The following is a 23,914-nucleotide window of genomic DNA, read 5'->3' on the forward strand; positions in this document are numbered from 1 at the left end:
TTTAAAACAAAACTGATGAATAAGATCAATTATTTATATCTTCTTCTTCTGTTTATAGGATTTTTTTCATGTAACAAACCTGAGGAAATGAAGCCGGAGCCTGTTGAGCTTGAACTTAATGCTCCTGTTTATTTTGGTGAGTTTAATAACCGCATTCCGGAGGACAACCCTTTGACAGAGAAAGGGTTTCAGCTGGGTAGAATGTTGTTTTATGAAAAAAAACTATCAGGAGATAACACAATGGCTTGCGCAAGTTGCCATCAGCAGAAAAAAGCATTTACGGATGGTTTGGCTGTTAGCAAAGGAATTGATGGGATAGCCGGAAAGGTAAGCGCCATGTCCTTAGTAAATATGCTGTGGGCTGAAAAATTCACCTGGAATGGAAGGAAGCGATCAATTGAAGAACAATCGGTTGACCCTGTTGCAAACCCTATTGAAATGCACACCACTTTTGAGGCAGCAATAGAAAAGCTGGAAGCAGATGGTTATTCCGAATTATTTTCCGAAGTATTCGGTACTCCGGAGATAACTGAAGGGAGAATAGGCAAGGCGCTTTCTCAATTCCAGAGAAGCTTGATTTCCGGTAATTCTAAATACGACCAGTATTTACGGAATGAATACCAGGCTACTTCTCAGGAAATAAGGGGGATGCAACTGTTTTTCACCCATCCTATTCCGGGTCAGTTACGTGGCGGTAACTGTGGAGATTGCCACTTAGGGCCGCTCACTTCCGGAGATATTGATGGTTTTCAGGGGTTTCATAATAATGGTCTTGATTCTGACGAGGAGCTTGACGCGGGTTTAATGGAGTTTACAGGAAATCCGGCTGATAAAGGCAGGTTTAAAACTCCCAGCCTGCGCAATATTGCTTTAACTGCTCCTTACATGCACGATGGCAGGTTCCAGACGCTGGAAGAAGTGCTTGATCATTACAATGAAAATATTAAGAAGAGCGAAACACTTGATATCTTAATTAAAGAAGGAAGTAATGAACCTATTGATCCTAACGAGCCTGTTAAACTGTTTTTAACGGACCAGGAGAAAGAGGACATCATTGCCTTTTTGCACATGTTAACAGATGAAGAGTTTGTTAACAACCCGAGATTTTCAAATCCTCATAATTAAAAATGATGAAAAATAACATTTATTCAATAATGTTCATTATGCTGATATTCCTTTCCTCTTGTGGTTCGGATGATGCTGTCCAAATGAACAATTCACTTGTTTTCAATTTTGAAAACATGGTGGGCGAGGTTCCACTGGTAATTGCAAGCCAAGAGTATGAGAGAGATAACGGTACTTTTACAGTGGAAGAATTAAAGTACTATATTTCCAATGTCAGGTTTTTAGATGATGACGGGAATCTGTTATTTTCTGAAGAAGAAAGTTATCATCTTATTACTCAGAATAACGCCTCAAATAAGCTCAACTTTAAGATCACCGATTTACCTGATTTGCAAATTAGTACTGTTGAATTTAGCATTGGGGTAGATGCCGAGGCAAATACAAAGCTGGATAATCCTGGTGACCTGGATCCCAGCAATAATATGGCCTGGAATTGGGACACGGGCTATAAATTTGTTTTGCTGGAAGGTAAATTTTTTGCTGCCGGAGAAACTGACTATAGAGGTTTAGTTTTTCATATTGGCGAAGATAGCAATTACAAAACACTTCAATTTCCTGTCAATTTAAACTTGTCAGAAGGCACTGAATACGAAATTCAGATGAAAGCCAATATCTTAGGAATGTTCAATTCTCCTAATACTATTTCATTCAATGAAGTAAATGTAGCCATGGGAGGAGAGAATGCAAGAAAGATAGCTGACAATTATGAAAACGAAATGTTTTCATTTATTCAGATAGTTAATAAATAAAAAAATTAAGTCAAAAAATGAAAGTAATAAATAAAGTACAATTAATATTTTTAGTAGTAATAGCGGTAATTCTAAGCTCTTGTAGTGATGATGATACTGTAAATGATTTAGGGACAACAGACCTTAAATTGCACTTTCATCCGCATGTAAATGGCGAAGATTTTGCCATTAATGAAACCTATTCAATGAATGGTAATGAAGTAAGCTTTAGCAGAGTTCAATTTTACGTTTCTAATATTGAGCTTACTAAAGAAGATGGTTCATTAGTAAAATTTGATGGTAATACTTCTGAAAAAGAAGATGATCTTTTTTTACAGGTGACTGCTGGCAATATGATGTATGATTTGGGAGAAGTTGAAATAGGCACTTATAAAAGTATAAATTTTGAAATAGGGGTTGATACAGTGATTAATAGTACTATTGAGCCTACTGCATGGCCTACCGATCATCCTCTTTCTGCTGATAATCCAAACCATTATTATTGGAGCTGGAATACAGGCTACATATTTGCTGCTTTGGAAGGAACAGTAAATGGAGAACCATTTACCTATCATATTGGAACTAATGATTTAATCACTCCTACAGGAAATATTGATTTAAATGAAGCTACAATTAATGGAGATAATGGTGAGATTATGATTGGTTACAATGTGGCGAAATTTTTCAATGATATTGACCTGTCTATTGAGGGAAATAGAAGTTCTCATACTATGGGGACCAAACCACTAGCTTTAAAGGTAGCTGGAAATATTAAATCATCTTTTTCAACGATGTGATTTATGAAAGATTTCACCTTCTTCAGCTTATTGCTTTTTGCAATTATATCATTTCAAGCTTGTGATGATGAGGTGTCGCCTTCTATAAAAACAATTGTGTATACAGTGCCCTCTAATTTGGGCACTGTATTACCTCAAAATGAGCGTAATATGATTACTGAGGAAGGTGTTATTTTGGGTAAGAAACTTTTTTATGATCCCATATTGTCTGCAAATGGAAAAGTGTCATGTGCTACATGCCATAAGCCTGAGCTTGCTTTTACTGATGGTCTGGCGCTTACAACAAAGGGGGTAAGTGGTCAGCCTTTGAAAAGAAATGTTCCTACTTTAACCAACGCAGCATGGATTGAAGGTCTGTTTTGGGATGGTGGAGCTAATGATTTGGAGTCTCTCACATTTGGGCCACTAACTCATGAGGATGAAATGGCAGCTGATTTAACGCAAGTACTGGCTAAATTAAAGGAAGATGATGAATATGTCTCTTTATTTAATAATGCATTTCCTGAATTGGGAGTAAGTACCTCTGCATTATCACGGGCACTTTCGCAATTTGAAAGAACGCTTGTTTCTGCTGATTCTAAATATGATAAATATGTAAGAAATGAAGGAGTAAACTTAAGCGAAGGGGAGCTCGATGGCTTATTGCTTTTTAAGGAAAAATGTGCAGGTTGTCATGCTATGGATCATTTTACAGACTATTCTTATCATAATAATGGGTTGGATGCATCATTCGTGAACGAGGACTTCGAAGGTATTTTTCAGGGAAGGTTCAGGATCACCCGTGACTCTTCTGATTTGGGTAAATATAAAACTCCCACCTTGCGTAACATCGCTTTAACAGCTCCATACATGCATGATGGAAGATTCGCCTCCCTGGAAGAGGTGCTTGAGCATTATAATTCAGGTGTTAAATACTCCGGAACTTTAGATGAGTTACTGCAGTCAGGTGATGCAATCGGTATAGCAATCACTGAAGTAGAAAAGAAAAATCTGATTCTTTTTCTCAATACTTTAACCGATACAAATTTTATTACAAATCCTCAGTTTAAAAATTAGAAAGTGAAATATATATTATTATTACTACTCACAAGTGTCATTTTGTGTTTGCCACAGAATACTTATGCTTGCGATGTCTGCAATATTTATGAATACAAACCTTATAATACAAGTGGAAACTATATCGGCTTTTTTTATCATTTGAGGAAATTCAACGGTTATAAACATCTTGACCAGTCGCATAACTTCTTTGGAAGGGATCCTAAAATGCATGATTTTGAAGGCTCAGGAGTTTTTTTAGAGCGGGAACAACAGGATTATGAAATTTATCAGACCGTAGCTGCCAGAATGAATCTGAGATTGGGAAATAAAGTGAACCTGTTGCTCATCATGCCCTATGAATTCATTAAAATTCATAATGAAACAGTATGGTCCTACGTTGATCCCGTTAATGATACCACCATGGTTTTACAAGGTCAGGGTGATTTAATTACTGCGCTGGACTACTCCATAAATTTTGGTAAGGAGGGCAATAAGCATACACTTAGGCCGGGAATTGCTGTAAAATGGCCAACAGGAGTCTATAATAAAAAGAACGCGGAAGGAAGATCATTTGATCCTGAAATTCAGCCAGGTACTGGATCAATAGATTTCATTTTCAGATTGAATTACCTGAAGTTGGCTAAGTCAGGCTTTGGTCAAATGGCTTCACTCAATTATAAAGTGAATGGACCTACACAGCAGAGTTATAAATTTGCCAATAGTATTAATGGGCAGGTAGATTTGTTTTATCAATTTGATTTAATGTTAGAAAGATTTCTTGTTCCTAAAATTGGTATTTATGCAGAAACTTCAGGTTATAATACCTGGAATGGTGAGTGTGATAAACTCACAGGCGGATCCACGTATTTGCTGGACTTAGGACTGGATTTCCAGGTAAAGCGATTTACTGTGCAGGCACTTTATCAGCCTGTGCTGGCAGATTTCAGAAACGGAAAACAAATAGGGAATGCAGGCAGGCTTAACCTGGGGCTTATTTACGCCTGGTAATTACCTGTTCCATTAATAGAATTAGTAGAAAATCTTATTTAATAATTAAAAAGAAAAAAATGAAAACAATATATATTCTATCGCTTATATGTTTAGTAATGGTGAGCTGTACAAGCTCGTCCGAAAATATCTCAGCTGCAGAGAAAACATTTGAAGAGGCCATTAAAATCCATGATGAGGTGATGCCTAAAATGGATAAGATTGAAAGCTTAAAACTAAAATTAAAAGAATTTGAAAAATCTCATCCTGAGGATTCTACTCAAATCGATAGCCAAATTAAAAAATTGGATAATGTATCCGAAGCTATGATGATGTGGATGCACGAGTTGAAAATTTACCCACAGCAAAGTGATGAAGCTTCACATGATGGTCATCATATGCATAACTCCCAGGCTGATACAACTTATCAGGTACATATACAACAAAAGGCTGAAATTATAATCGTTCAACAATTAATTTATGGTGCCATTCAGGAAGCTGAAGAATTTATGAAGAGTAAATAGTATCATTCCTTAATAAGCCTGCCAGGCAAAAGTAATCTTTATATTAATAGCTTTTTTATTTTTGAAGCATCCCTTAATCAGGATGCTTTTTTCTTTCATCTCTTAGAAAGACTTTTTACTGAAATATTAATTTACCTACAACTCACATCAAATTTACTACAGCTCAGTAGCTAAAATCCTCAATTGGGTGTTTCTGCCACATCCTTAACGGCTTTTTATAGTTGATAGGACTAAACAAAAAAATTAACAACTATGAAAAAAATGTGGAAATTTTTACTCTTTTTACCCTTGCTGGCCTTTATGGTAGCTTGTGATGATGACGATACAACGGATATGGAGCCGGATGCGCCCACAATTGCAGAGGCATTAAATAGTACTGCTGACTTAAGTACATTAGATGCCGCTGTTGCTGCGGTTAATGGTTTAGAAGCTCAATTGCTTGCTGCAAACGAAATCACTGTCTTTGCACCTAACAATGCAGCTTTTGAAGATGCATTAGAGGCTTTCGATGCTGCTGATTTAAATGAATTAGTTGCAGCTATTGGTGGTGTGGATAATCTTGAAACAGTGTTGGGTTACCATGTAGTAGCTGATGTTGTATTTGCTGCGGATCTAAGCAACAGTCAGTCTTTACCTACATTAGCAGGACAAAATTTAACAGTGAATGTTTCTGGAAGCAGCGTTTCAGTAACGGATGTTTCTGGAAACACATTTAATGTGGTAACAGCTGATATTGAAATTGAAAATGGAGTGGTACATGTAATTGATGGCGTATTATTACCGGAATTGCCTGAAGAAGAAGTTCCTACTATCGCAGATGCTTTAGAAAATACTGAAGATTTGAGTTTGCTAAATCAAGCGGTGGCAGCTGTTGAAGGTTTAGGAACTACTCTTTTAGGACAGGAAGCAATTACTGTATTCGCTCCATCTAATGATGCTTTCGAAGCTGTTTTAGATGCTTATGGTGTGGGTAATTTCCCCGATTTAGTAACTGAATTAGGAGGTGTAGAAAAATTAGATTCTATACTCGGCTTTCACGTAGTACCTGCAACAGCTTTTGCAGCTGATTTGCCAGATGGTGATGAAACTTTTACTACTTTAATTGGACAAGATATCACTGTAAATAAGTCTGCGGATGGCGTAACAGTAACAGATGCTAATGGAAATACTTACAATGTTGAACAAGCTGATGTTGAAATAGCTAATGGTGTAGTTCATATAATAGATGGTGTTTTATTGCCTGAGTTAACCTATCCAACTATTTCCGGTGCCATAGGTGCTACTCCTGCTTTGGAAACTTTAGGTAGTGCGGTTGCATTGTTTGATGGTTTAGGTGCTGCTTTAGAAGGATATGACAACATAACGATATTTGCTCCTACTAATGATGCTTTCCAACAATTATTAGACGAATACGGAGCTGAGACTTTAGACGAATTGGCCGAAAAAGTTGGGGGCTTGGAAGTTATTGAGACTGTTTTAAAATACCATGTCGTAGCAGATACCGCAGTTTTTTCGCATGATTTAACTGATGGAGATGAAATTACAACCTTAGCAGGTGCTATGTTAACAGTAGGTGTTAATGAAGCTGGTGTTACATTAACAGATGTTGATGGCATAACCTATAACGTAACAACTCCTAACGTGAGAGTAGACAATGGTGTAGTACATATTATTGATGGTGTATTATTGCCAATAGACCGACCAACACTTGTTGAAGCGGCTATGGAGAATGATCTTGATTCTTTACTGACTGCAGTAACAGCTGTTCCGGAATTGCCAGAAACATTATTAGGTGAAGAAGCGATTACGGTTTTCGCTCCAACGAATGAAGCGTTTGAGAATGCTTTAGATGAATTTGAAGTTGAAACATTAGCTGAACTAATTGATGCACTCGGTAGTGTTGAAGCTTTAGGAACTGTATTAGGATTTCATGTAGTACCTGCTGTTGCATATGCTGCAGACCTTGAAGAAGGACCTAATACATTTACTACTTTAGCTAATCAACAAATTACAGTTACCAAAACAGATGGAGCTGTAACGGTTTCAGATGGAAGTAACCCTGATAGAAATGTAGTAATGGCCGATGTAACCATTCAAAATGGTGTGGTACACGTAATTGATGGTGTATTATTACCAGACTTAGAATAACATTTATTAAACAGTTATAGATACATAATACAAAATCGAACCTGTTTATAAAGCAGGTTCGATTTTTTTAATTTGCAGTTTCTTTTAAATTCAAGAATCTTAATTAATGTAACGAAAGCTTTATTAATTCTTCTAGCACTCGTTTTATTGATAAGTTTATTAAATAAATTGCCATTTAGGTTCTCTTTAAACACATGTTTAAACATCGCTACAAATTTTTCTTTATTGCGTTTCTTGCAGTGTATTCATTCCTGAATATTATAGTACTGGAAGGTGATAGATTGTTTCAGGCTGAATTGCCTAAAGATTACCTTTTTTATACCATTGTTTTTTTGTGCATTGCTGTGTGGTTTGCCAACCTCACTGTTGAAGTTTACTTACTTCGTAAATTTAAGAATGTCCATCCTTTGCTGTTACAATTTGGAGCCAGTATAGTGGCAGTATTAATTATCTGCTTAGTTTCTGTAGAATTAACAGAATTAATTCTGGGCTATCCCTTCAATTTTACACAGCAAAACCTATTGCTTACCAGCGGATTTACTTTCCGGATTAACCTCTTTCTCAACAGTTTAAATGCCATCTATTTCTTTAGCCAGCGCTATAAAGAGAAGGCTGTTGAGGCAGAAAAGCTAAAAACCTTAAATTCAACCGCTCGCTTCGAAGTCCTCAATAATCAGATAAATCCTCATTTTTTCTTTAATAACCTGAATGCACTTTCTACCTTAATTCATAAGGACCCGAAGGAAGCAGACTTTTATCTTCAAAAGATCTCAAGCATTTACAGGTATATTTTGAATAATAAAGAAAATGAATTGGTAAAGTTCAGCAGCGAACTTTCATTTTTGAATGATTACATTGAGCTGTTGAGTATACGCTTTAAAGAAGCTTTGCATTTCAAATTGGAAATAGACGATGTTGCATTATCAAAGTATGTTCCTCCTGCAGTTTTACAGTTACTGGTCGAAAATGTAGTGAAGCATAATTACTTTACAAAGAATGAACCCATTACTATATTCATTATAGCTGATGCAGAAACAGTAAGTATCAGCAATAAAATTCAGCATAAGAAAGCTGTAGAGCCGTCCTCCGGAATCGGTCTTACAAACATTTCAGAGAGATACGCGTTTTTAGGTAAAACAATTAAAATCAGTCACCAATCGGAAGAATTTAAAGTTGAATTACCTTTGGTTGATGTGGAAAAGAATATTTATTAACAGTAAAAGTAGTTACTCTTAACCGATCATATTTGGTTTAAAATGAATAGCATAAAAATCTCAACTTCCGGAATCATTTCAACGAAATAGAAAGATATGAACCTGTTAATTTTTGAAGATGAACCACTAGCTCAGGAGAGAATTCAAGCGATTGTAAAAGATCAATTGCCTGATTGGAAGGTTGCCGGTAGCGCACAAAGTCTGGAAGAGGCAAAGGATTTGTTGAATTCATCATTGGAATATGATCTTTTGTTGTGTGATATTCATCTGGCTGATGGTTTGTGCTTTGAATTATTTAAACAAGGGGATTTTAAAAAGCCAATCATTTTTATCACTGCTTACGATGAATATGCCTTGGAATCTTTCGAGCATAATTGTATAGATTATATTTTAAAACCTATCAAAGAGGAGCGTCTTCTTAAAGCATTTAAAAAGCATGAAAGTTTAATAGGCAGTCAGCAAAGCATTTCGAAAGATCTTGTAAATACACTGATTAGTCACTACCAAAAAAGAAATTTCAAGCGCAGGTTTTTAGCCAAAGTAGGTAGTAAAATGATTTTTATACCTGTTGAGGATGTAGCCTGTTTCTTCTGTGAAGATAAAATTGTATACATGAAGGAAATCGGCTCTTCTAAAAAATATGTAATAAATCATAGTCTGGATGAATTGGAAAATCAATTATTAAATCCGGACAAATTTTACAGGATCAACCGTTCCATTATTATCAACCTGGAAAGTGTGATAGAAATTAAAACTTATCATAATGGAAGGCTCAAGCTGGAACTGAATGCTCCGGAAAATCTGGAAATGGTTGTAGCGAGAGAACGAGTAACAGAATTCAAAAACTGGATTAACCAATAGTAGTAGATGAAATATTTAGTAATATCACCATTTTTCTTTTTCACCTTCATTTTTCACCTTCAGGCACAGCAACAGGAATACAGCCAACAGCAGTTAGATTCTTTGAAAAGAGCAGTTTTTAACCTCCAGCAGGATGTAGAACAAGTTCAGTTGAACCTTTACAACTCGAAAAAGACTTTAAAGACAGGAATTTTTATTGCTACATTGGGCTATACAGTAACCATTATTGGTGGCCAGCTTTTAGGCACCAACCCTGACGTAGGAGAGGCCTTACTTTACACCGGAGGGGCTATAGGTATTGCCGGAACCATTGTTTTAGTGAAGGGGTTTAACAAAATTAGCCTGGGGCCACCGAAATGATTAATTAATTACCTTTCCCCAATCTTCATGCATCGCATCAAAACGCTGCATTACTACTTTTATAAAATCATCAGAAACAAGGGCTTTTAAAGCCTCTTCATCAGCTACTTCGTATTCATCTACTTTGTAAGTTTGTTCGTATAAACCCAGTTCAAATTTCACTAAATATTTTTCGTTCCAATGAAAAATCGTGATTTTACACTGGTTGCTGGGTATTTCTCCAATTACGCGCATTTTTTTTATTGGCAAAATTAGTATTATCTGGCTTAAATATGAATGAATAAGGCAGAACATTCAGAGTGAAAGTTTCATGTCAGTTAATGTAAGCTTCCGAACTCCTTTCTTAGGTTAATTTGCAGCAGAGGCAATTTTCTGTTGATGAACTTTCTTAAACTTTGATGGAGCCATACCTGTCTCTTTTTTAAAGGTTTGCGTGAAATGGGAGAGGTTTTCAAATCCTGCATTAAAACATGCCTGAGTTATGCTGCAGTCAGGCTTTCTTAGCCATTTTTTTGCTAATTCAAGCCTTTCGTTTAGTACATATTGAGCAGGTGTGTACCCAAAGGCTTCTTTAAATTTTTTGAAGAAGGTGGCTCTGCTCATGCAGGCAGCACTGGCCAGTTTATCAAAGTCAATTTTTTGGTCTATTTTACTTTTTATGATCTGAATGGCATAAGCTAAAGGGTGGTGATTTGCCAGCTTTTGGTAGGAGGAAGTAAAAACCTCTCTTGCCTGTGTTTGCATCAGGCGGATGATCATTTCCTTTAGAGCCAGGTCAACATAAAGGTCTTTGGCTGCCGTTTGTTCAGAAGTTGATATTCGGATGATCCTGTCTACAGTATTAATCAATTCCTGGTTATTAATAATATGATGAATATCCGGGTTAATGGCCCATCCTTCTGCTGGTAACACTTTAGGGTTTTTCTCATTCATCAGTTCTAAAGTGTAGTCTATCAACTGCTGTGAAATTGCCAGTGCAATACATTGAGTGGGTTTATCATTTTCTGCTTCAGGAAAATCAATTTGCATTAATTCATTAGGTCCAACAATTACAGATTCTCCAGGTAAATAATCAAAAGCTTCGCGTCCGTTCAGGTGCATTATTTTTTTACCTCTTAACATAGAAGTAAAGACAAAATCATTGAAAACTAATCCTACATTTTCAGCTTTTTCATGAGTTTCAAAAACATTCAATTCACAGGTATCATAAGTGTAGGCCCTTCTGTTTTCTACTAAGGTGCTAAGCGATTTCTCGGGGCTTGTGGATATAGCTAAAGGCTGAATGGCTCTGTTCATTTTGCAAACGTTTGAATGCTTCAATTTAGCGAAAAAATGCAGATTCTGAAAATGATATGGAAAACAAAATCTTTCATACGCAAAGCAAAATTTTAGAAAAGATTTAGTGGCAAATTGAGCTCAGTTAAAAATTAAAGAAATATTATGGAAACGTTAGAAATGAATCACAAAACTGTAGAGCGGCCTAAGTTTAAGTCGCAATATGATCACTTTATAGGAGGTAAATGGGTGAAGCCTGCCAAGGGAGAATATTTTGATAACATAAGCCCTGTTGATGGCAAAGCATTCACTAAGGCTGCCAGAGGTACCAAGGAAGATGTTGAGGCAGCCCTTGATGCAGCACACAAAGCTTTCGAAAGCTGGTCGAAAACTTCAGCTGCCACTCGTTCCAATCTTCTATTAAAAATTGCTGACATCATTGAGGAGAATCTGGAAATGCTGGCACGAGTGGAAACCATTGATAATGGTAAAGCACTTCGCGAGACCAGAGCAGCTGATTTGCCACTTTGCGTTGATCACTTCAGGTATTTTGCGGGAGCCATAAGAGCAGATGAAAGCTCTATTTCAGAGCATGATGAGCATACAGTAAGTATTAACTTACAGGAACCTTTAGGAGTGGTTGGGCAAATCATCCCGTGGAATTTCCCTCTTTTAATGGCCACCTGGAAAATAGCACCTGCATTGGCAGCTGGTTGTTGCACAGTGGTTAAGCCTGCCGAGCAAACGCCTACTTCAATTATGGTGCTAATGGAATTAATTCAGGATGTATTGCCTCCGGGCGTGTTAAATGTAGTAACAGGCTTTGGTCCTGAAACAGGAAAACCGCTAGCACAATCCTCAAGAGTAGCTAAAGTAGCCTTTACAGGTGAAACCACCACAGGCCGCTTAATTATGCAGTATGCTTCTGAAAATCTTATTCCTGTTACAATGGAATTGGGTGGTAAATCTCCTAATATCTTCATGAAATCAGTGATGGATAAGGATGATGAATTCCTTGATAAATGTATTGAAGGAGCAGTTATGTTTGCACTTAACCAGGGAGAAGTTTGTACCTGCCCATCCAGAATTTTAGTACATGAGGACATAGCGGATGAATTTATGAAGCGCGTAGTGAAAAGAACAAAAGCGATTAAAATGGGACATCCTCTGGCAGAAGATACCATGATGGGGGCCCAGGCTTCCAATGATCAGTTTGAGAAGATACTATCCTATCTGGATATTGGAAAGCAGGAGGGAGCTGAAGTCTTATGCGGAGGTAAAAAGGCAGACTTAAATTCCGGACTTGAAAATGGGTATTACATTGAGCCTACTATATTTAAGGGGCATAATAAAATGAGAGTTTTTCAGGAAGAAATATTTGGACCTGTAACATCAGTTACTACTTTCAAAACAGTGGAAGAAGCCATTGAAATAGCAAATGATACAATGTATGGCTTGGGAGCAGGTTTGTGGAGCAGGGATGCACATGAATTATACCAGGTGCCGAGAGCTGTGAAAGCAGGCCGTGTTTGGGTGAATTGCTACCACGCTTATCCGGCACATGCACCTTTCGGAGGGTATAAGAAATCCGGTTTCGGCAGGGAAAATCACAAAATGATGCTGGATCACTACAGGCAAACCAAAAATATGCTGATTTCTTATGATAAGAATAAATTAGGATTCTTTTAATGATTGGTGCAAAGTAAATGGTCACTAGAAATTAGTAAATGGTCATTAGTCATTAGTAATTAGTCAATAGTCTCTAGTGGTTGTTTGGTCAATAGAAATTAGTCAATAGAGATTAGTCACCAGTAATTAGTCACCAGTAATTAGTTGTTTAGTCACTAGTAATTGGTAATTAATATAAGAAAATTAAGTAATCAGAGTGGGTAGGCCTGCAATCTTACCTGCTCCGGTTGCTTTGTTTTGGCCATGTCGACCCGACAATCTTTGCAACAAAATTTCTGTACTCAAGTCTTAGTACCCAGTACTTCAGTCTCTGTACTTTGTACTTATATCTCTGTACTCTGTGCCTATATCTCTGTACTTTGTACTCTCATCTTTGTACTCTGTACTTATATCTTTGTACTCTTTACTTAAATCTCTGTACTCACTACTCATTAAAATAAAAATTATGTCAAAACCCACCCGTGTATCCATAAGCGATCAGGCAATAGAAGTAATTGATGAGCTCCGCGACAGGTTTGGAGAACTGATGTTTCATCAAAGTGGGGGCTGTTGCGATGGCTCTTCACCTATGTGCTTTGAAAAAGGCGATTTTAAGGTAGGCGGTGGAGATGTTTGGATGGGAGAAGTATATGGATGCGATTTTTTCATGAGCAAAGATCAATTTGAATACTGGAAGCATACGCATCTCACTTTAGATGTAACACCCGGCAGGGGCTCCAGCTTTTCTTTGGAAATACCTATGGGCATCCGTTTTATCATACGATCAAGGCTTTTTACTACGGACGAATACGAAGCACTTGAACCAGTAATTACAGGAGAGGAGTATTTGGATTTTGAAAAGTAGAGCATATCAGACCTATTTAAAAGTCGAAATCGCCAGTTTAATCAGTGCTTTAAAAAAAAAAAAATTAAAACTACCGCACACATTTAACCTAATATTGTTATCTAGCATTTTAGTGATATTTAAAAGTGCCAAAGCATGAAAAAAAACATCAACTTATTAGGTTACAGTTTTTATCTGGAGGTAAACAAGAAGAAATCTGCAGTAAAAAATCAACTTTCAAAGGCTGATATAAGAAACTTAGGCTCATGCAAATTGAACTTTGGGCCAGGGCCAAACTGGAAAAAACCAGATATGAGCTGGCTAACAGTTGATATTGATGAATCCTTAGGAGATATTGTAGTCAACTTTCAAAATTTTGAAAGCTTGCCACTAAAAAATGAATCCGTAGAATGTGTTTATGGCTCCCATGTATTTGAACACATGAGTATATTTAAATCTCAATTGGTATTTAATGAAATATTTAGAGTGATGAAATCAAAAGGTACATTCAGGCTAATACTGCCAGATGCCGAAAAGAGTTTGAAAGAATACCTGGAAGGGAATGTAGATTATATATTGTTTAAAAGAAGAAAGGAGCGGGCAAAAAAGAATCTGAATATCGACTATACAATTTTTGAATGTATGCGTGAAGATTTTCTCTCCCCAAATGGACAGGCAAATCTGTTAGGTAAAAACACATTGGCTCATCAGAATGCCTGGGATTATGAAACAATTAAAGTACATTTGATGCGTGCCGGGTTTAAGGAAGCAAGTATTAAAAGAAGTGACTTTCAGCAAAGTAATTGCGAAGACTTTTCCTTTGAGGGTACATATCCTTCGGAGGCAAATGAAGATTATCGCTCCCTTTATGTTGAGGCCATTAAGTAATCAATTTCAATGTCTCCTTTAAACAGTTAGCGCATAACTGTCTGGTTATTCTTCAAACTGAAAATTGGTGTAAGCATTTTTCAATTCTTTCAGTGCATGGTGCTCATTAAGCTGTTGCGCCATTTTTATACCTTTTTGGTAAATCTCATCGGCCTTGTCTCTTTCAAAGTGTTCTGCATATAAAGCTGCAGCATGATAATAGGTGCCTATATATTTTTCAAACCTATTCAGCAACTCATCAAATAATAATTTGGCCTTTTCAGGTTGCTCTTCTTTATACTCGGTAGCCAAAGCGTACAGAATAAATGGGTCGTCAGGCGATTCTTTTTTAAATTTTTCTAATTGGGCAATTCGTTCTGGGTTCATTCTGTCAATTCGGTTTTTATTTTTTTTAATATTACTTAACTTCGGGCATCGATATGAGTTAATAACTAATATAGTTTAATATGTTAAGGATTTAATCATGTCAAACCTTAATAAACTTTTAAAATACAGCTAGATATATGAAAATATTAGTTTGCATTACACATGTGCCGGATACCACGGCAAAGATTGCTTTTACAGATAACAATAAAAAATTTGATTCTAACGGAGTGCAATTTATCATCGGTCCGTATGATGATTATGCATTGGCGAGAGCTGTGGAATTAAAAGAGGCAAGTGGTGGAACTGTTACAGTATTGAACATTGGAACAGCAGAAACAGAGCCTACAATAAGAAAAGCTTTGGCAATTGGCGCTGATGATGCCATCCGAATTAATGCAGAGCCTACGGATTCATTATTCGTTGCCAGGCAGATTGCTGAACATGCAAAAAATGCTAATTATGATTTGATTATGATGGGGCGCGAATCTATCGATTTCAACGGGGGAATGGTTCACGGAATGGTGGGCGAAATGTTGGGAATCCCGGCAATCTCTCCTGTAATGAAACTGGATATTGAAGGGAGTACGGCCAAATTAGCACGTGAAATTGAAGGTGGGAAGGAATATTTAGAATTGAGCCTACCGTTTATTGCAGGTTGTCAGGAGCCAATAGCTGAGTGGAAAATCCCTAATATGAGGGGTATTATGTCGGCAAGATCTAAAAAGCTGGAAGTTATTGAGCCTGTGAGCGCTGAAGTTTCTGCAGAGTTGGAACAATTTGAACTTCCGCCAGCAAAAGGTGAAGTAAAAATGATTGATGCTGATAACGTTGAAGAATTGGTTCGTTTATTAAAGAATGAAGCAAAAGTCATATAATTCAACATTCCCTAATTAAGTATTAAAATATTAAATAGAAAGATATGTCAATATTAGTTTTTATAGAACATGCTGAAGGTGCTTTGAAAAAATCATCTTTGGAAGCAGTATCCTATGCCGCAGCCATGGGAGGTGATGTTACTGCCATTGCGATAGGTACTATTTCTGAGGATGCTTTAAAAGCAGCCGGAAAAGCAGGTGCTTCAAAAGTATTACATGTAGCAGATGAGAAGTTGGACAAAGGTATTATTCAGGCTTATGCCAATGTAATCAGCCAGGCAATGGAAAAAGAAGGTGCTGATATACTAGTGCTGGCTAAATCGTCATTAGGCGATCCTGTTGCCGCACGTATTTCCGCTAAAATAGGAGCAGGGTTTGTTTCAAACATAGCTGATTTACCTGATACTTCTGCCGGCTTTAAGGTAAAGAGAAGCATTTATACTGGTAAGGCATTTGCCAATGTAAATATCACTACTGATAAAAAAATATTAGGTATTAAAAAGAATGCAGTAGAATTGAAAGAAGATGGTGCTGATGCCTCTGTTGAGAAATTTGAGCCTACTATTTCTGATGCAGATTTTGCTGTAAAAATAACTTCTCAGGATAAAGCTACAGGAGAGGTGCTGTTGCCTGAAGCAGAAATTGTAGTTTCAGGTGGCAGGGGAATGAAAGGCCCTGAAAACTGGGGTATGATTGAAGAATTAGCCAAAACTTTGGGAGCAGCCACGGGTTGTTCAAAACCGGTTTCTGATATAGGGTGGAGACCTCACCACGAGCACGTAGGACAAACAGGTGTAAAAGTTTCTCCTCAACTATATGTTGCTATTGGTATCTCCGGAGCTATTCAACACCTTGCCGGGGTAAACTCTTCAAAGAACATTCTCGTGATTAATAAAGATGCAGAAGCACCATTTTTCTCAGCAGCAGATTATGGTATTGTAGGAGATGCATTCGAAGTTGTTCCAAAATTAACGGCAGCTATAAAAGCTGCTCAAAAATAAGAGAGTAGATAACGTGGATAAAATTAAACTTGAAATATTAGGTTTATCATCTAGCCAGTCGCAATCCGGCTCATTTGCTTTGGTTTTAGGCGAATCCGAGGGGAATAGAAGACTGCCGATTATTATTGGTATGTTTGAAGCCCAGGCCATTGCCATTGAAATTGAAAAGATTGTTCCTAACAGGCCAATGACACACGATTTGTTTAAGTCATTTGCGCATAGCTTTAATTATTCTGTAAAAGAGATAATTATTTCAGACTTAAAAGAAGGTGTGTTTTTTGCCAAAATTGTTTGTGATAACGGATTAGAGGAAATTGAGATAGATTCCCGTCCTTCTGACGCCATTGCAATAGGTATTCGCTTTGATGCACCTATTTTTACCTATGAGAAGATCATGTCTGAGGCGGGAATAGTGCTAACAGATGAAGCACAGGAAGGCGATATTTCAGAACTGAAAAAACCTAAAAAGGAAACAGCAAAAAGCTCATCTCAGCAGCCAATGGATAAATTGAAAGATATGTCTATGGATAAGTTGAATGAACTGCTTGATAAAACAATCAACGCGGAAGATTATGAGATGGCAGCAAAAATCAGGGATGAAATAAATCGCAGAAATTAATTTTACCACAAATATTATTAGAAAGCCGGTTCATTGAATCGGCTTTTTTAGTTTTGCGATGTAATGTTTTCAAAATATAGTTAAATTCCTACTTAAACCTTTCCTGCAAATCCGGAGAATGTACTAACTTTGAATCTGAATGAATGATGAACCTGTGTCGGTTAAACAGGGTTCATATTGATTGCATGGCGTCTAAGAAATTACAAATGAATTTTAAGGAAGTATTAGATAAAGACAAAATTTTTGAAATTGTAAAACAATGCGCCAGTGATTTAGGAATAGAGGCTTATGTAGTGGGAGGTTTTGTGAGAGACCTTATTTTAAAAAGGCCTTCCAAGGATGTAGACTTTGTTTGTGTGGGCAGTGGCATCGCATTAGCTAAAAAGGTTGCCAGTACTTTAAATGCCAATAAAAGTGTTCAGGTATTTAAAAATTTTGGTACGGCAAGCATCACCCATAAAGATTTCAATTACGAGTTTGTAGGAGCAAGAAAGGAGTCTTACCAGAGAGATAGTAGGAAACCGATTGTAGAAGATGGTACACTGGAGGATGATCAAAATCGAAGAGATTTCACCATAAATGCTTTGGCTATAAGCCTGAATGGGTCTTCCTATGGGGAACTGATTGATCCTTTTGAGGGCGTAAAAGACCTGAAAAGGAAGATTATACGTACACCGCTGGCTCCAGATGTTACTTTTTCTGATGATCCTTTACGCATGATGCGTGCAGTTCGCTTTGCTTCCCAATTGGGTTTCGATATTCAAGCAGATACCTTCGACAGTATAATTAAGAATGCAGGAAGGTTAAAAATCATCTCCCAGGAGCGTATAACGGATGAATTAAATAAAATCATTCTTTCTGAGACCCCCTCATATGGTTTTAAGCTGCTTTATCATGCGCAATTGCTTGATAAATTTTTTCCTGAGCTCACTAATTTACAAGGTGTAGAGGAGAAAAACGGACATAAGCATAAAGATAATTTTTACCATACTTTGCAAGTACTCGATAATACGGCTTCATTGGGAGGGGATCTCTGGTTAAGGTGGGCAGCTATATTGCATGATATTGCTAAACCAGCTACCAAACGCTTTCATGCTAAACAAGGCTGGACTTTCCATGGGCATGAAGACAAGGGATCACGAATGGTGCCTAAAATTTTCCAACGATTAAAGTTGCCTCTCAATGACAGAATGAAGTACGTGCAAAAACTCGTTTTACTGCATTTAAGACCCATTCCTTTGGTAAGAGATAACATAACAGATAATGCGGTACGAAGATTGCTGTTTGAAGCCGGAGATGACATTGAAGATTTACTCAACCTGTGCAGAGCCGATGTTACTTCAAAAAATCCGGCAAGGGTGCAAAAGTACCTTTCCAATTTTGATTTAGTAGAGCAGAAAATGAAAGAAGTGGAGGAGAAAGATCAGGTAAGAAACTTTCAACCCCCTATTTCAGGAGAAGATATTATGCAGACCTTCAACCTACAGCCGGGTAGAGAGATAGGGATTATAAAAAATGAAATAAAAGAAGCTATTTTAGACGGGAAAATAAAAAATAACCGTGAAGAAGCTTACGAATTTATGCTAGAAGCAGGAAAAAAGTTAAACCTTACCATAACATCATGATAAAAATGAATAAAATTGTTTTAGCTATCACATTAATGGTAGCATTTAGTACTGTAGGCTATAGCCAGACAGAAAATACTGCTAAGCAGGAAGCCATTCAAAGGGCCAAAGCAAAATACAGCAGGTCTATTCAATATAATGATTTTGCTATTGCCAAAGATGCCATTTACGATTTACTAGTTCTTGAGCCCTCTAATTTTTCTTATTTGGATTCGCTGGCATACATGTATTTTGAATTCAGGCAATATGCATCAGCAGCCCTGGTAAGTAGAGATGCCCTCAACAGAAACCCGCAGAACAGAATGATGCTTCAGATAGGAGCAAAGAGCTTAAGTGAGCTAGGCGCCATCGATCAGTCTCTGAAGATGTATGAGAAATTATATACTATCTCTGATGATGCTTTTGTTCTTTTTGAAATTGCCCAAAAACAGTATGATCTAAAAAAGTATGATGAAGCAATGATCAATACGGAGCTCCTGTTAGGCAAACCTATAGTGGAAGGCAGTCAGGTATATGTAAACAATGCTTCAGGAGAGCAAATTGAAGCACCATTTAAAGCGGTGGTTCATAATTTACAAGGTTTAATAGCTCGTGCTCAGGGAAATGAGGAATCTGCAAAAAAATATTTCAATAATGCATTAAAGCTAGCCCCTAATTACGCTTTAGCAAAAGAAAATTTGAATCCTAAGAAGGAATAGCTTTATTTACAGATTGATAGAACAATTTAATTATCACTTATTTAATAAAACATTATGATACGTTCCTTATTAGTAGCATCTTTTTTATTAATAACTTTTGTTGCTGAAATCACAGCCCAAAATTTATCGGGAGATAATTTCTCCAAAGCCAAAGAAAGTAAGAAAGCCATGGTCACTTTTGCTTATGTGGAAACACCTGGTTTTGTTTACAAAGATGAAAGGGGAAAACTTACAGGTGTTTGCGTAGATATTATGAATGATTTTATGCAGTTTGTTCGGCAGAATTATGGTATTGAAATGAATGCCCGTTATGTTGGTAATGGTAGCAGTTTTAGAGCAATGTACGATGGTGTTAAAAATGGATCGCAGGGTGTTTTTGGTTTAGGTAACGTAACAGTAACGGAAGCCAGAAAAAGAGAAATTCAATTCAGTCCTTCATTTATTACAAATTTTGCCATTTTGGTAACACATAGTAATGTGCCCACATTGAAATCTAAAAGTGAAATAGCTACTGCTTTTAAAGGTTTTAAAGCCTATACAGCCAAAGGAACTTTAAATGAGAAAAGGGTAAATAAGATTAAAGCTGATTTTTATCCTACGCTTGAGTTATCATATGTAAATTCCAGTCCTGCAGTGTTAGAGAAGATTTTAGAAGATCCTAAATCATTTTCTTACCTTGATCTGGCTTTCTACCTGAATGCTGTTAAAGAAAGAAAACCACTAAAAAGACATGAAGTTGGGGATGATGGTTCTGAAGAATTTGCTTTTGTTATGCCTTTGTCCAGCGATTGGCAGCCGGTAATGGATGAATTTTTTGCTGCTAACGGAGGCTATAAAAACTCAACAGAATATAAAAAAATATTGGTTAACCACTTAGGTTTAAGTGCTGTTAAACTCTTGGATGCCGCTAGTGCAAAATAATTGAGAAGGCCGTATTACTAATATGGCCTTTATTTTTACTTGTAAAGTAATTGTAGTTCAGCTATTTCCTAAACAGGTTTAAGACTGTTCGGAGAAGAACTATATTTTTCCTTTTCTTGAATTCCACTTTATAGAAAATTTTTAATGGAAGAAAAATTTGATTCTAAACATTGGGGAAATTATTTCCAATCATTGCAAATGAAGTATTACGCTTTATTGGCAGCACCGTTGTTTTTATTTGCCATTGCTTTTTTGAGAGCTGAAAATGGTAATGCACCATTAATGCGCTTAGGTGAGCAAATGGAAATATACTTCTTAGGATTTGTTACCTTTTTCGCATTTATAGTAGTATTGTACCTTCATTTTTTTGTAAAGAACAGGAATAATTCACTTGCACGTGATAAAGATCTTACAAAAAAGTTAGCCTTGTATAGAAAGACTGCTTTAATTAAGTATGTAGGTTTAGCTATTTACCAGATACTGATCATTTTTACTTTTGCATGTACTTATCATAATGGTATAATGGGTTTATTTACAGCCTTACTTTTATATGCCTCTTTTTTCAGACCTGAGTTACAAACTATAAGAAGAGATTTAAAATTGAATAAAGAGGAATATCAGCAAATTAATTATAAAGCATAAATGCTTATTTTTTCTAATTAAAAAAGGCTGCCTTACTTGATGCAGGGCAGCCTTTTATATTTAGATTATAAACCTTTAGAAAATAATTCCGAAAGAGAATGCATTTAATTCCGGGCCTCTGTTTTCTATGAAAAGCGGGTTAAGATCGTATGTAGCAAACAAGTCAACACCTTTCCATCCAATCTGGGCTTTTAAGCCATATCTCCAGTTGTTTAAGTGAAGGTTGTTCTTTATTTTATCCTTACCATCATCGTCATATTTGAATTTCGATTTGCTTCCAATTCTATATCCAGCGTAAGGTCCTGCACCAAATCTGAATGAGGAGCTACTTTTACCTGTATAAATCATTGGTACAAAGTTTACATTCAAATAAGTGATGTTCATTTTACTTCTATCCGGATTGATGTCTGGTCTTGTTACAGAAGTGTCTATAAATCCCACTTCCTGCTCACCTTTCACAATTTGATATTTGTTGTCTGCCAGCGCAAAGTTGTACCATTGCAGACCAAATTGGAAATTGAATCTGATATAAGGATTTACTTTTACTTCATGTACTGAGTTAATTCCATAGGTCCAGGAAGTGATGGGATCTATACTGTAGACAGCATTGTCATTATCAGGAAACTGATTGTCTTCATTTAGGTAATTATTTAAGCCTATCAAAAACTCAAATTCATGAGAATATCTATCTTTTCTATTCTTTTTATTGACTTTGCTTTCTTTGTTAAAGGCGGTATCAAACCCTTCTTCAAACTGATCACCCCAGGATTTAGATTCCTCTTCCATTTCTTCCTCCTCTACTTCTGCTTCCATTTCTGAATAAGTAACAGGTGTATTCTGGAATACTTTACCAATTTGAAAGGGTACTGCTGCATCTTCTGAGTAATCTCTGATAAAGCCTATGCCTGAAGCGGGGATTTCCGTTACTGTTACTACGCCTGAGAAACCATCATTGCAATTCACTTTCATTTTGATAGCCTCAATTTTCCCATCTACTATTTGCAGGTTTTCATACACTATTGTTATGTTTTTCTCAGCAGCATCCTGTTTATACTCTTCAAGTTCTTCCCGTGTGGTATTTTTGAAAATACGTACACTATATACCTTTCCTAAATTTAGTTCTGATGCTACACTGCTCATTCCCTCAAGTTTTGAAGAATCAGATTTACTGTTGAAAGCCATGCCCGGCAAACTCAATAGTGCCAGCGCGATTACTAAAGCGATTTGATTTATACGTTTCATGTCTAATTTGTTTTTAAGTGATGGCATAGAACAGCCTCTCATCTATATTGCTTTATAACTGACACCTTTAAAATTAATTTTACAGTTCGGTTAGTCCACAAGATGATTGAAGCTATTTCATTACCTTTTTTTAATTTGATTAATTATTTACCGACTTCTTGTTTGTTTGAAAGGCGGAGGCAAAAAGTTGATTTTTTGCAGACCGCAAATCAGCTAAACTAAGTTCACTGGCCAGTGATTTAAGTTTACTTGCACTTTTATTCAGTGAATTGAGTGGAGCTGGCGTAGAGGATGAGGCAGCAAGGCTCTCATTTTCCTCATAGTACATTTCCACTTTTATATCACTTTTTCTTTCTAAATCAGGAACCCTGATTGTTGTTACTTCAGCTAGTTGCAGAGATATATCTGCTCCTTTGCCTGAAATTTTATTAAGAACAACAGCATTTTTATCAGCATCAGATGCATTTGTTTTAGTATTGTTGGCAAGCTGTTGCGCAGGTTTCTGAATAGTGAAGTGTGTTATATTTTGTTGCTTTACTGATTCAGAAGCTTCTTCCTTCTTTTTAATGAGTTCAGGCTTGGCAGGAACCTCCGCTTCTGCTGACAAATTCTGCGCCTTATCCAGGTTTATTGGATTAATAGCTAAGTTGCTTTCCTGTTGATTGTTCCAAAAAGTACTGATTCCGAATGATACTAAAAATAAGAGGCTAACGCTTGCAGCTACGTACCACACTATGGGCTTGCTCTTCTTTTTCTGCTTCATCTGAGAACGAATCTCCGACCAGGCATCTGCTGAAACCGGCTGGCTGTGCCTTTCCAGTTTCTTTTTAAATAGTTCGTCTATCTTATTTGATTCCATGATTCATCTCTATTTCTTGTTCCATATCCACTAAGCACTTTTGTAAATGAGCTCTTGCTCTGCTTAATTGAGATTTGGAAGTGTTTTCACTAATATTCAACTGCTCTGCTATCTCCTTATGAGAATAGCCTTCTATGGCATACAGGTTAAAAACAGTTCTGTAGCCCACCGGTAGCTCACTGATCATCTGAAGCAAATCTTCTGCCTGCAAATGATCCTCAACTGCTTCAAAATTTGGCAGATGATGCGCTTCTTCTATGTCAATATTCAGGGACATACTTTTATGTTTCCTGATGTACATTAAGGATTCGTTTACCATAATCCTTCTCATCCATCCTTCAAAATTTCCTTCTCCGCTGTATTGAGTAATCCTTTCAAATATCTTTACAAATGCAGTTACCATTACACCTTCAGCTTCCAGCTTATCTTTTATGTACCTACTGCAAACGGTAAGCATTCTTCCTGAATACTTATCGAACAGTGCTTTTTGGTCGCTGCCCTTCTGTTTGATGCACCCTGCTATCAAACTTTCTTCGCTTACAGATTTTCGGATAAATAATTTCATTTTAGCTGGTTACATAAGGAAGATGCAGGTTGTTTTTAATCGGT

General features: G+C 36.7%; 27 protein-coding genes. 20 read left to right on the forward strand and 7 right to left on the reverse strand.

All coding sequences use genetic code 11. The features are described 5' to 3' along the window. The first annotated feature begins 15 nt into the window (after nt 1-15). The 10 genes from IEV85_RS09065 to IEV85_RS09110 all read left to right on the forward strand — a co-directional run bounded on the left by IEV85_RS09065 (nt 16) and on the right by IEV85_RS09110 (nt 9,782). Nucleotides 16-1,125: a cytochrome c peroxidase gene (locus tag IEV85_RS09065; RefSeq protein WP_188462481.1), complete on the forward strand. Its 1,110-nt coding sequence runs from the start codon at nt 16-18 to the stop codon at nt 1,123-1,125. Between the two features lie 2 nt (nt 1,126-1,127). After that, on the forward strand, nt 1,128-1,874 hold the full coding sequence (locus IEV85_RS09070) for an MbnP family protein (RefSeq protein WP_188462483.1): 747 nt from the start codon (nt 1,128-1,130) through the stop codon (nt 1,872-1,874). A 17-nt stretch (nt 1,875-1,891) separates the two neighbouring features. After that, the gene (locus IEV85_RS09075; RefSeq protein WP_188462485.1) at nt 1,892-2,650 is read left to right on the forward strand and encodes an MbnP family protein; all 759 of its coding nucleotides are present in this window, start codon (nt 1,892-1,894) and stop codon (nt 2,648-2,650) included. A 3-nt stretch (nt 2,651-2,653) separates the two neighbouring features. Continuing rightward, nucleotides 2,654-3,706 (forward strand): cytochrome-c peroxidase, encoded by a 1,053-nt coding sequence (locus IEV85_RS09080; protein ID WP_188462487.1) that lies wholly within the window; start codon nt 2,654-2,656, stop codon nt 3,704-3,706. A 3-nt stretch (nt 3,707-3,709) separates the two neighbouring features. After that, complete coding sequence (locus IEV85_RS09085) at nt 3,710-4,696, forward strand: hypothetical protein (protein ID WP_188462489.1); 987 nt, start codon at nt 3,710-3,712, stop codon at nt 4,694-4,696. A gap of 59 nt (nt 4,697-4,755) precedes the next feature. Beyond that, entirely contained in the window at nt 4,756-5,199 is a 444-nt protein-coding gene (locus IEV85_RS09090; protein WP_188462491.1) for a hypothetical protein, read from the forward strand. Nucleotides 5,200-5,451: 252 nt separating this feature from the next. Next, on the forward strand, nt 5,452-7,347 hold the full coding sequence (locus tag IEV85_RS09095) for a fasciclin domain-containing protein (RefSeq protein ID WP_188462494.1): 1,896 nt from the start codon (nt 5,452-5,454) through the stop codon (nt 7,345-7,347). Between the two features lie 194 nt (nt 7,348-7,541). Next, a complete protein-coding gene (locus IEV85_RS09100; RefSeq protein ID WP_188462496.1) occupies nt 7,542-8,561 on the forward strand; it encodes a sensor histidine kinase in 1,020 nt (339 codons plus the stop codon). A 96-nt stretch (nt 8,562-8,657) separates the two neighbouring features. Beyond that, nucleotides 8,658-9,422, forward strand: a complete 765-nt coding sequence (locus tag IEV85_RS09105) for a LytR/AlgR family response regulator transcription factor (protein ID WP_188462497.1) — start codon at nt 8,658-8,660, stop codon at nt 9,420-9,422. Between the two features lie 6 nt (nt 9,423-9,428). After that, entirely contained in the window at nt 9,429-9,782 is a 354-nt protein-coding gene (locus IEV85_RS09110; RefSeq protein ID WP_188462499.1) for a hypothetical protein, read from the forward strand. Here the strand turns inward: IEV85_RS09110 and IEV85_RS09115 are convergent, their stop codons facing one another. Together IEV85_RS09115 and IEV85_RS09120 are read right to left on the reverse strand one after the other, a co-directional pair. Then, a complete protein-coding gene (locus IEV85_RS09115) occupies nt 9,783-10,016 on the reverse strand; it encodes a hypothetical protein (RefSeq protein WP_188462501.1) in 234 nt (77 codons plus the stop codon). 114 nt (nt 10,017-10,130) lie between these two features. Beyond that, a complete protein-coding gene (locus IEV85_RS09120; RefSeq protein WP_188462508.1) occupies nt 10,131-11,078 on the reverse strand; it encodes an AraC family transcriptional regulator in 948 nt (315 codons plus the stop codon). A 144-nt stretch (nt 11,079-11,222) separates the two neighbouring features. Here IEV85_RS09120 and IEV85_RS09125 point away from each other — a divergent pair, with 144 nt between their 5' ends. Continuing rightward, entirely contained in the window at nt 11,223-12,746 is a 1,524-nt protein-coding gene (locus IEV85_RS09125) for an aldehyde dehydrogenase family protein (RefSeq protein WP_188462510.1), read from the forward strand. 303 nt (nt 12,747-13,049) lie between these two features. Here the strand turns inward: IEV85_RS09125 and IEV85_RS25060 are convergent, their stop codons facing one another. Further along, nucleotides 13,050-13,178, reverse strand: coding sequence for a hypothetical protein (locus IEV85_RS25060; RefSeq protein ID WP_262892139.1), 129 nt, complete (start codon nt 13,176-13,178; stop codon nt 13,050-13,052). Nucleotides 13,179-13,191: 13 nt separating this feature from the next. Here IEV85_RS25060 and IEV85_RS09130 point away from each other — a divergent pair, with 13 nt between their 5' ends. Together IEV85_RS09130 and IEV85_RS09135 are read left to right on the forward strand one after the other, a co-directional pair. Then, nucleotides 13,192-13,590, forward strand: a complete 399-nt coding sequence (locus tag IEV85_RS09130; protein ID WP_188462512.1) for a DUF779 domain-containing protein — start codon at nt 13,192-13,194, stop codon at nt 13,588-13,590. 135 nt (nt 13,591-13,725) lie between these two features. Beyond that, nucleotides 13,726-14,457 carry a class I SAM-dependent methyltransferase gene (locus tag IEV85_RS09135; protein WP_188462514.1) on the forward strand — a complete coding sequence of 244 codons (732 nt, stop codon included), beginning with the start codon at nt 13,726-13,728 and terminating at the stop codon, nt 14,455-14,457. Nucleotides 14,458-14,502: 45 nt separating this feature from the next. On the opposite strand, the gene IEV85_RS09140 is transcribed toward IEV85_RS09135, so the two are convergent. Further along, nucleotides 14,503-14,823: a tetratricopeptide repeat protein gene (locus IEV85_RS09140; protein WP_188462516.1), complete on the reverse strand. Its 321-nt coding sequence runs from the start codon at nt 14,821-14,823 to the stop codon at nt 14,503-14,505. A 137-nt stretch (nt 14,824-14,960) separates the two neighbouring features. Between IEV85_RS09140 and IEV85_RS09145 the strand changes: the two genes are divergently transcribed. The 7 genes from IEV85_RS09145 (at nt 14,961) to IEV85_RS09175 (ending at nt 21,204) form a co-directional block, all read left to right on the forward strand. Further along, on the forward strand, nt 14,961-15,698 hold the full coding sequence (locus tag IEV85_RS09145; RefSeq protein ID WP_188462518.1) for an electron transfer flavoprotein subunit beta/FixA family protein: 738 nt from the start codon (nt 14,961-14,963) through the stop codon (nt 15,696-15,698). A 44-nt stretch (nt 15,699-15,742) separates the two neighbouring features. Then, on the forward strand, nt 15,743-16,699 hold the full coding sequence (locus IEV85_RS09150) for an electron transfer flavoprotein subunit alpha/FixB family protein (protein ID WP_188462520.1): 957 nt from the start codon (nt 15,743-15,745) through the stop codon (nt 16,697-16,699). A 13-nt stretch (nt 16,700-16,712) separates the two neighbouring features. Next, a complete protein-coding gene (locus IEV85_RS09155; protein ID WP_188462522.1) occupies nt 16,713-17,318 on the forward strand; it encodes a bifunctional nuclease family protein in 606 nt (201 codons plus the stop codon). Nucleotides 17,319-17,524: 206 nt separating this feature from the next. Further along, nucleotides 17,525-18,943: a tRNA nucleotidyltransferase/poly(A) polymerase-related protein gene (locus tag IEV85_RS09160; protein ID WP_188462524.1), complete on the forward strand. Its 1,419-nt coding sequence runs from the start codon at nt 17,525-17,527 to the stop codon at nt 18,941-18,943. Between the two features lie 5 nt (nt 18,944-18,948). After that, nucleotides 18,949-19,641 (forward strand): tetratricopeptide repeat protein, encoded by a 693-nt coding sequence (locus tag IEV85_RS09165; RefSeq protein WP_188462526.1) that lies wholly within the window; start codon nt 18,949-18,951, stop codon nt 19,639-19,641. A gap of 54 nt (nt 19,642-19,695) precedes the next feature. Then, the gene (locus IEV85_RS09170) at nt 19,696-20,562 is read left to right on the forward strand and encodes a substrate-binding periplasmic protein (protein WP_188462529.1); all 867 of its coding nucleotides are present in this window, start codon (nt 19,696-19,698) and stop codon (nt 20,560-20,562) included. Between the two features lie 144 nt (nt 20,563-20,706). Then, nucleotides 20,707-21,204 carry a hypothetical protein gene (locus tag IEV85_RS09175; RefSeq protein ID WP_188462531.1) on the forward strand — a complete coding sequence of 166 codons (498 nt, stop codon included), beginning with the start codon at nt 20,707-20,709 and terminating at the stop codon, nt 21,202-21,204. 75 nt (nt 21,205-21,279) lie between these two features. Here IEV85_RS09175 and IEV85_RS09180 read toward each other — a convergent pair whose 3' ends face one another. The 3 genes from IEV85_RS09180 to IEV85_RS09190 all read right to left on the reverse strand — a co-directional run bounded on the left by IEV85_RS09180 (nt 21,280) and on the right by IEV85_RS09190 (nt 23,870). After that, the gene (locus IEV85_RS09180; RefSeq protein ID WP_188462533.1) at nt 21,280-22,446 is read right to left on the reverse strand and encodes an outer membrane beta-barrel protein; all 1,167 of its coding nucleotides are present in this window, start codon (nt 22,444-22,446) and stop codon (nt 21,280-21,282) included. 139 nt (nt 22,447-22,585) lie between these two features. Continuing rightward, complete coding sequence (locus tag IEV85_RS09185) at nt 22,586-23,305, reverse strand: hypothetical protein (RefSeq protein ID WP_188462535.1); 720 nt, start codon at nt 23,303-23,305, stop codon at nt 22,586-22,588. After that, nucleotides 23,292-23,870, reverse strand: a complete 579-nt coding sequence (locus IEV85_RS09190) for an RNA polymerase sigma factor (RefSeq protein WP_188462537.1) — start codon at nt 23,868-23,870, stop codon at nt 23,292-23,294. Before IEV85_RS09190 ends, IEV85_RS09185 begins: the two co-directional genes overlap by 14 nt. Nucleotides 23,871-23,914: the final 44 nt, after the last annotated feature.

The sequence above is a fragment of the Marivirga lumbricoides genome (assembly GCF_014636295.1).
GTDB classification, from domain to species: Bacteria; Bacteroidota; Bacteroidia; order Cytophagales; family Cyclobacteriaceae; genus Marivirga; species Marivirga lumbricoides.

Coding starts and splice junctions, on each gene's coding strand:
- IEV85_RS09065 (WP_188462481.1), top strand. CDS start 16: ATGAATAAGATCAATTATTTATATCTTCTTCTTCTGTTTATAGGATTT.
- IEV85_RS09070 (WP_188462483.1), top strand. CDS start 1,128: ATGATGAAAAATAACATTTATTCAATAATGTTCATTATGCTGATATTC.
- IEV85_RS09075 (WP_188462485.1), top strand. CDS start 1,892: ATGAAAGTAATAAATAAAGTACAATTAATATTTTTAGTAGTAATAGCG.
- IEV85_RS09080 (WP_188462487.1), top strand. CDS start 2,654: ATGAAAGATTTCACCTTCTTCAGCTTATTGCTTTTTGCAATTATATCA.
- IEV85_RS09090 (WP_188462491.1), top strand. CDS start 4,756: ATGAAAACAATATATATTCTATCGCTTATATGTTTAGTAATGGTGAGC.
- IEV85_RS09095 (WP_188462494.1), top strand. CDS start 5,452: ATGAAAAAAATGTGGAAATTTTTACTCTTTTTACCCTTGCTGGCCTTT.
- IEV85_RS09100 (WP_188462496.1), top strand. CDS start 7,542: ATGTTTAAACATCGCTACAAATTTTTCTTTATTGCGTTTCTTGCAGTG.
- IEV85_RS09105 (WP_188462497.1), top strand. CDS start 8,658: ATGAACCTGTTAATTTTTGAAGATGAACCACTAGCTCAGGAGAGAATT.
- IEV85_RS09110 (WP_188462499.1), top strand. CDS start 9,429: ATGAAATATTTAGTAATATCACCATTTTTCTTTTTCACCTTCATTTTT.
- IEV85_RS09115 (WP_188462501.1), bottom strand. CDS start 10,016: ATGCGCGTAATTGGAGAAATACCCAGCAACCAGTGTAAAATCACGATT.
- IEV85_RS09120 (WP_188462508.1), bottom strand. CDS start 11,078: ATGAACAGAGCCATTCAGCCTTTAGCTATATCCACAAGCCCCGAGAAA.
- IEV85_RS09125 (WP_188462510.1), top strand. CDS start 11,223: ATGGAAACGTTAGAAATGAATCACAAAACTGTAGAGCGGCCTAAGTTT.
- IEV85_RS25060 (WP_262892139.1), bottom strand. CDS start 13,178: ATGAGTAGTGAGTACAGAGATTTAAGTAAAGAGTACAAAGATATAAGT.
- IEV85_RS09130 (WP_188462512.1), top strand. CDS start 13,192: ATGTCAAAACCCACCCGTGTATCCATAAGCGATCAGGCAATAGAAGTA.
- IEV85_RS09135 (WP_188462514.1), top strand. CDS start 13,726: ATGAAAAAAAACATCAACTTATTAGGTTACAGTTTTTATCTGGAGGTA.
- IEV85_RS09140 (WP_188462516.1), bottom strand. CDS start 14,823: ATGAACCCAGAACGAATTGCCCAATTAGAAAAATTTAAAAAAGAATCG.
- IEV85_RS09145 (WP_188462518.1), top strand. CDS start 14,961: ATGAAAATATTAGTTTGCATTACACATGTGCCGGATACCACGGCAAAG.
- IEV85_RS09150 (WP_188462520.1), top strand. CDS start 15,743: ATGTCAATATTAGTTTTTATAGAACATGCTGAAGGTGCTTTGAAAAAA.
- IEV85_RS09160 (WP_188462524.1), top strand. CDS start 17,525: ATGAATTTTAAGGAAGTATTAGATAAAGACAAAATTTTTGAAATTGTA.
- IEV85_RS09165 (WP_188462526.1), top strand. CDS start 18,949: ATGAATAAAATTGTTTTAGCTATCACATTAATGGTAGCATTTAGTACT.
- IEV85_RS09170 (WP_188462529.1), top strand. CDS start 19,696: ATGATACGTTCCTTATTAGTAGCATCTTTTTTATTAATAACTTTTGTT.
- IEV85_RS09175 (WP_188462531.1), top strand. CDS start 20,707: ATGGAAGAAAAATTTGATTCTAAACATTGGGGAAATTATTTCCAATCA.
- IEV85_RS09180 (WP_188462533.1), bottom strand. CDS start 22,446: ATGAAACGTATAAATCAAATCGCTTTAGTAATCGCGCTGGCACTATTG.
- IEV85_RS09185 (WP_188462535.1), bottom strand. CDS start 23,305: ATGGAATCAAATAAGATAGACGAACTATTTAAAAAGAAACTGGAAAGG.
- IEV85_RS09190 (WP_188462537.1), bottom strand. CDS start 23,870: ATGAAATTATTTATCCGAAAATCTGTAAGCGAAGAAAGTTTGATAGCA.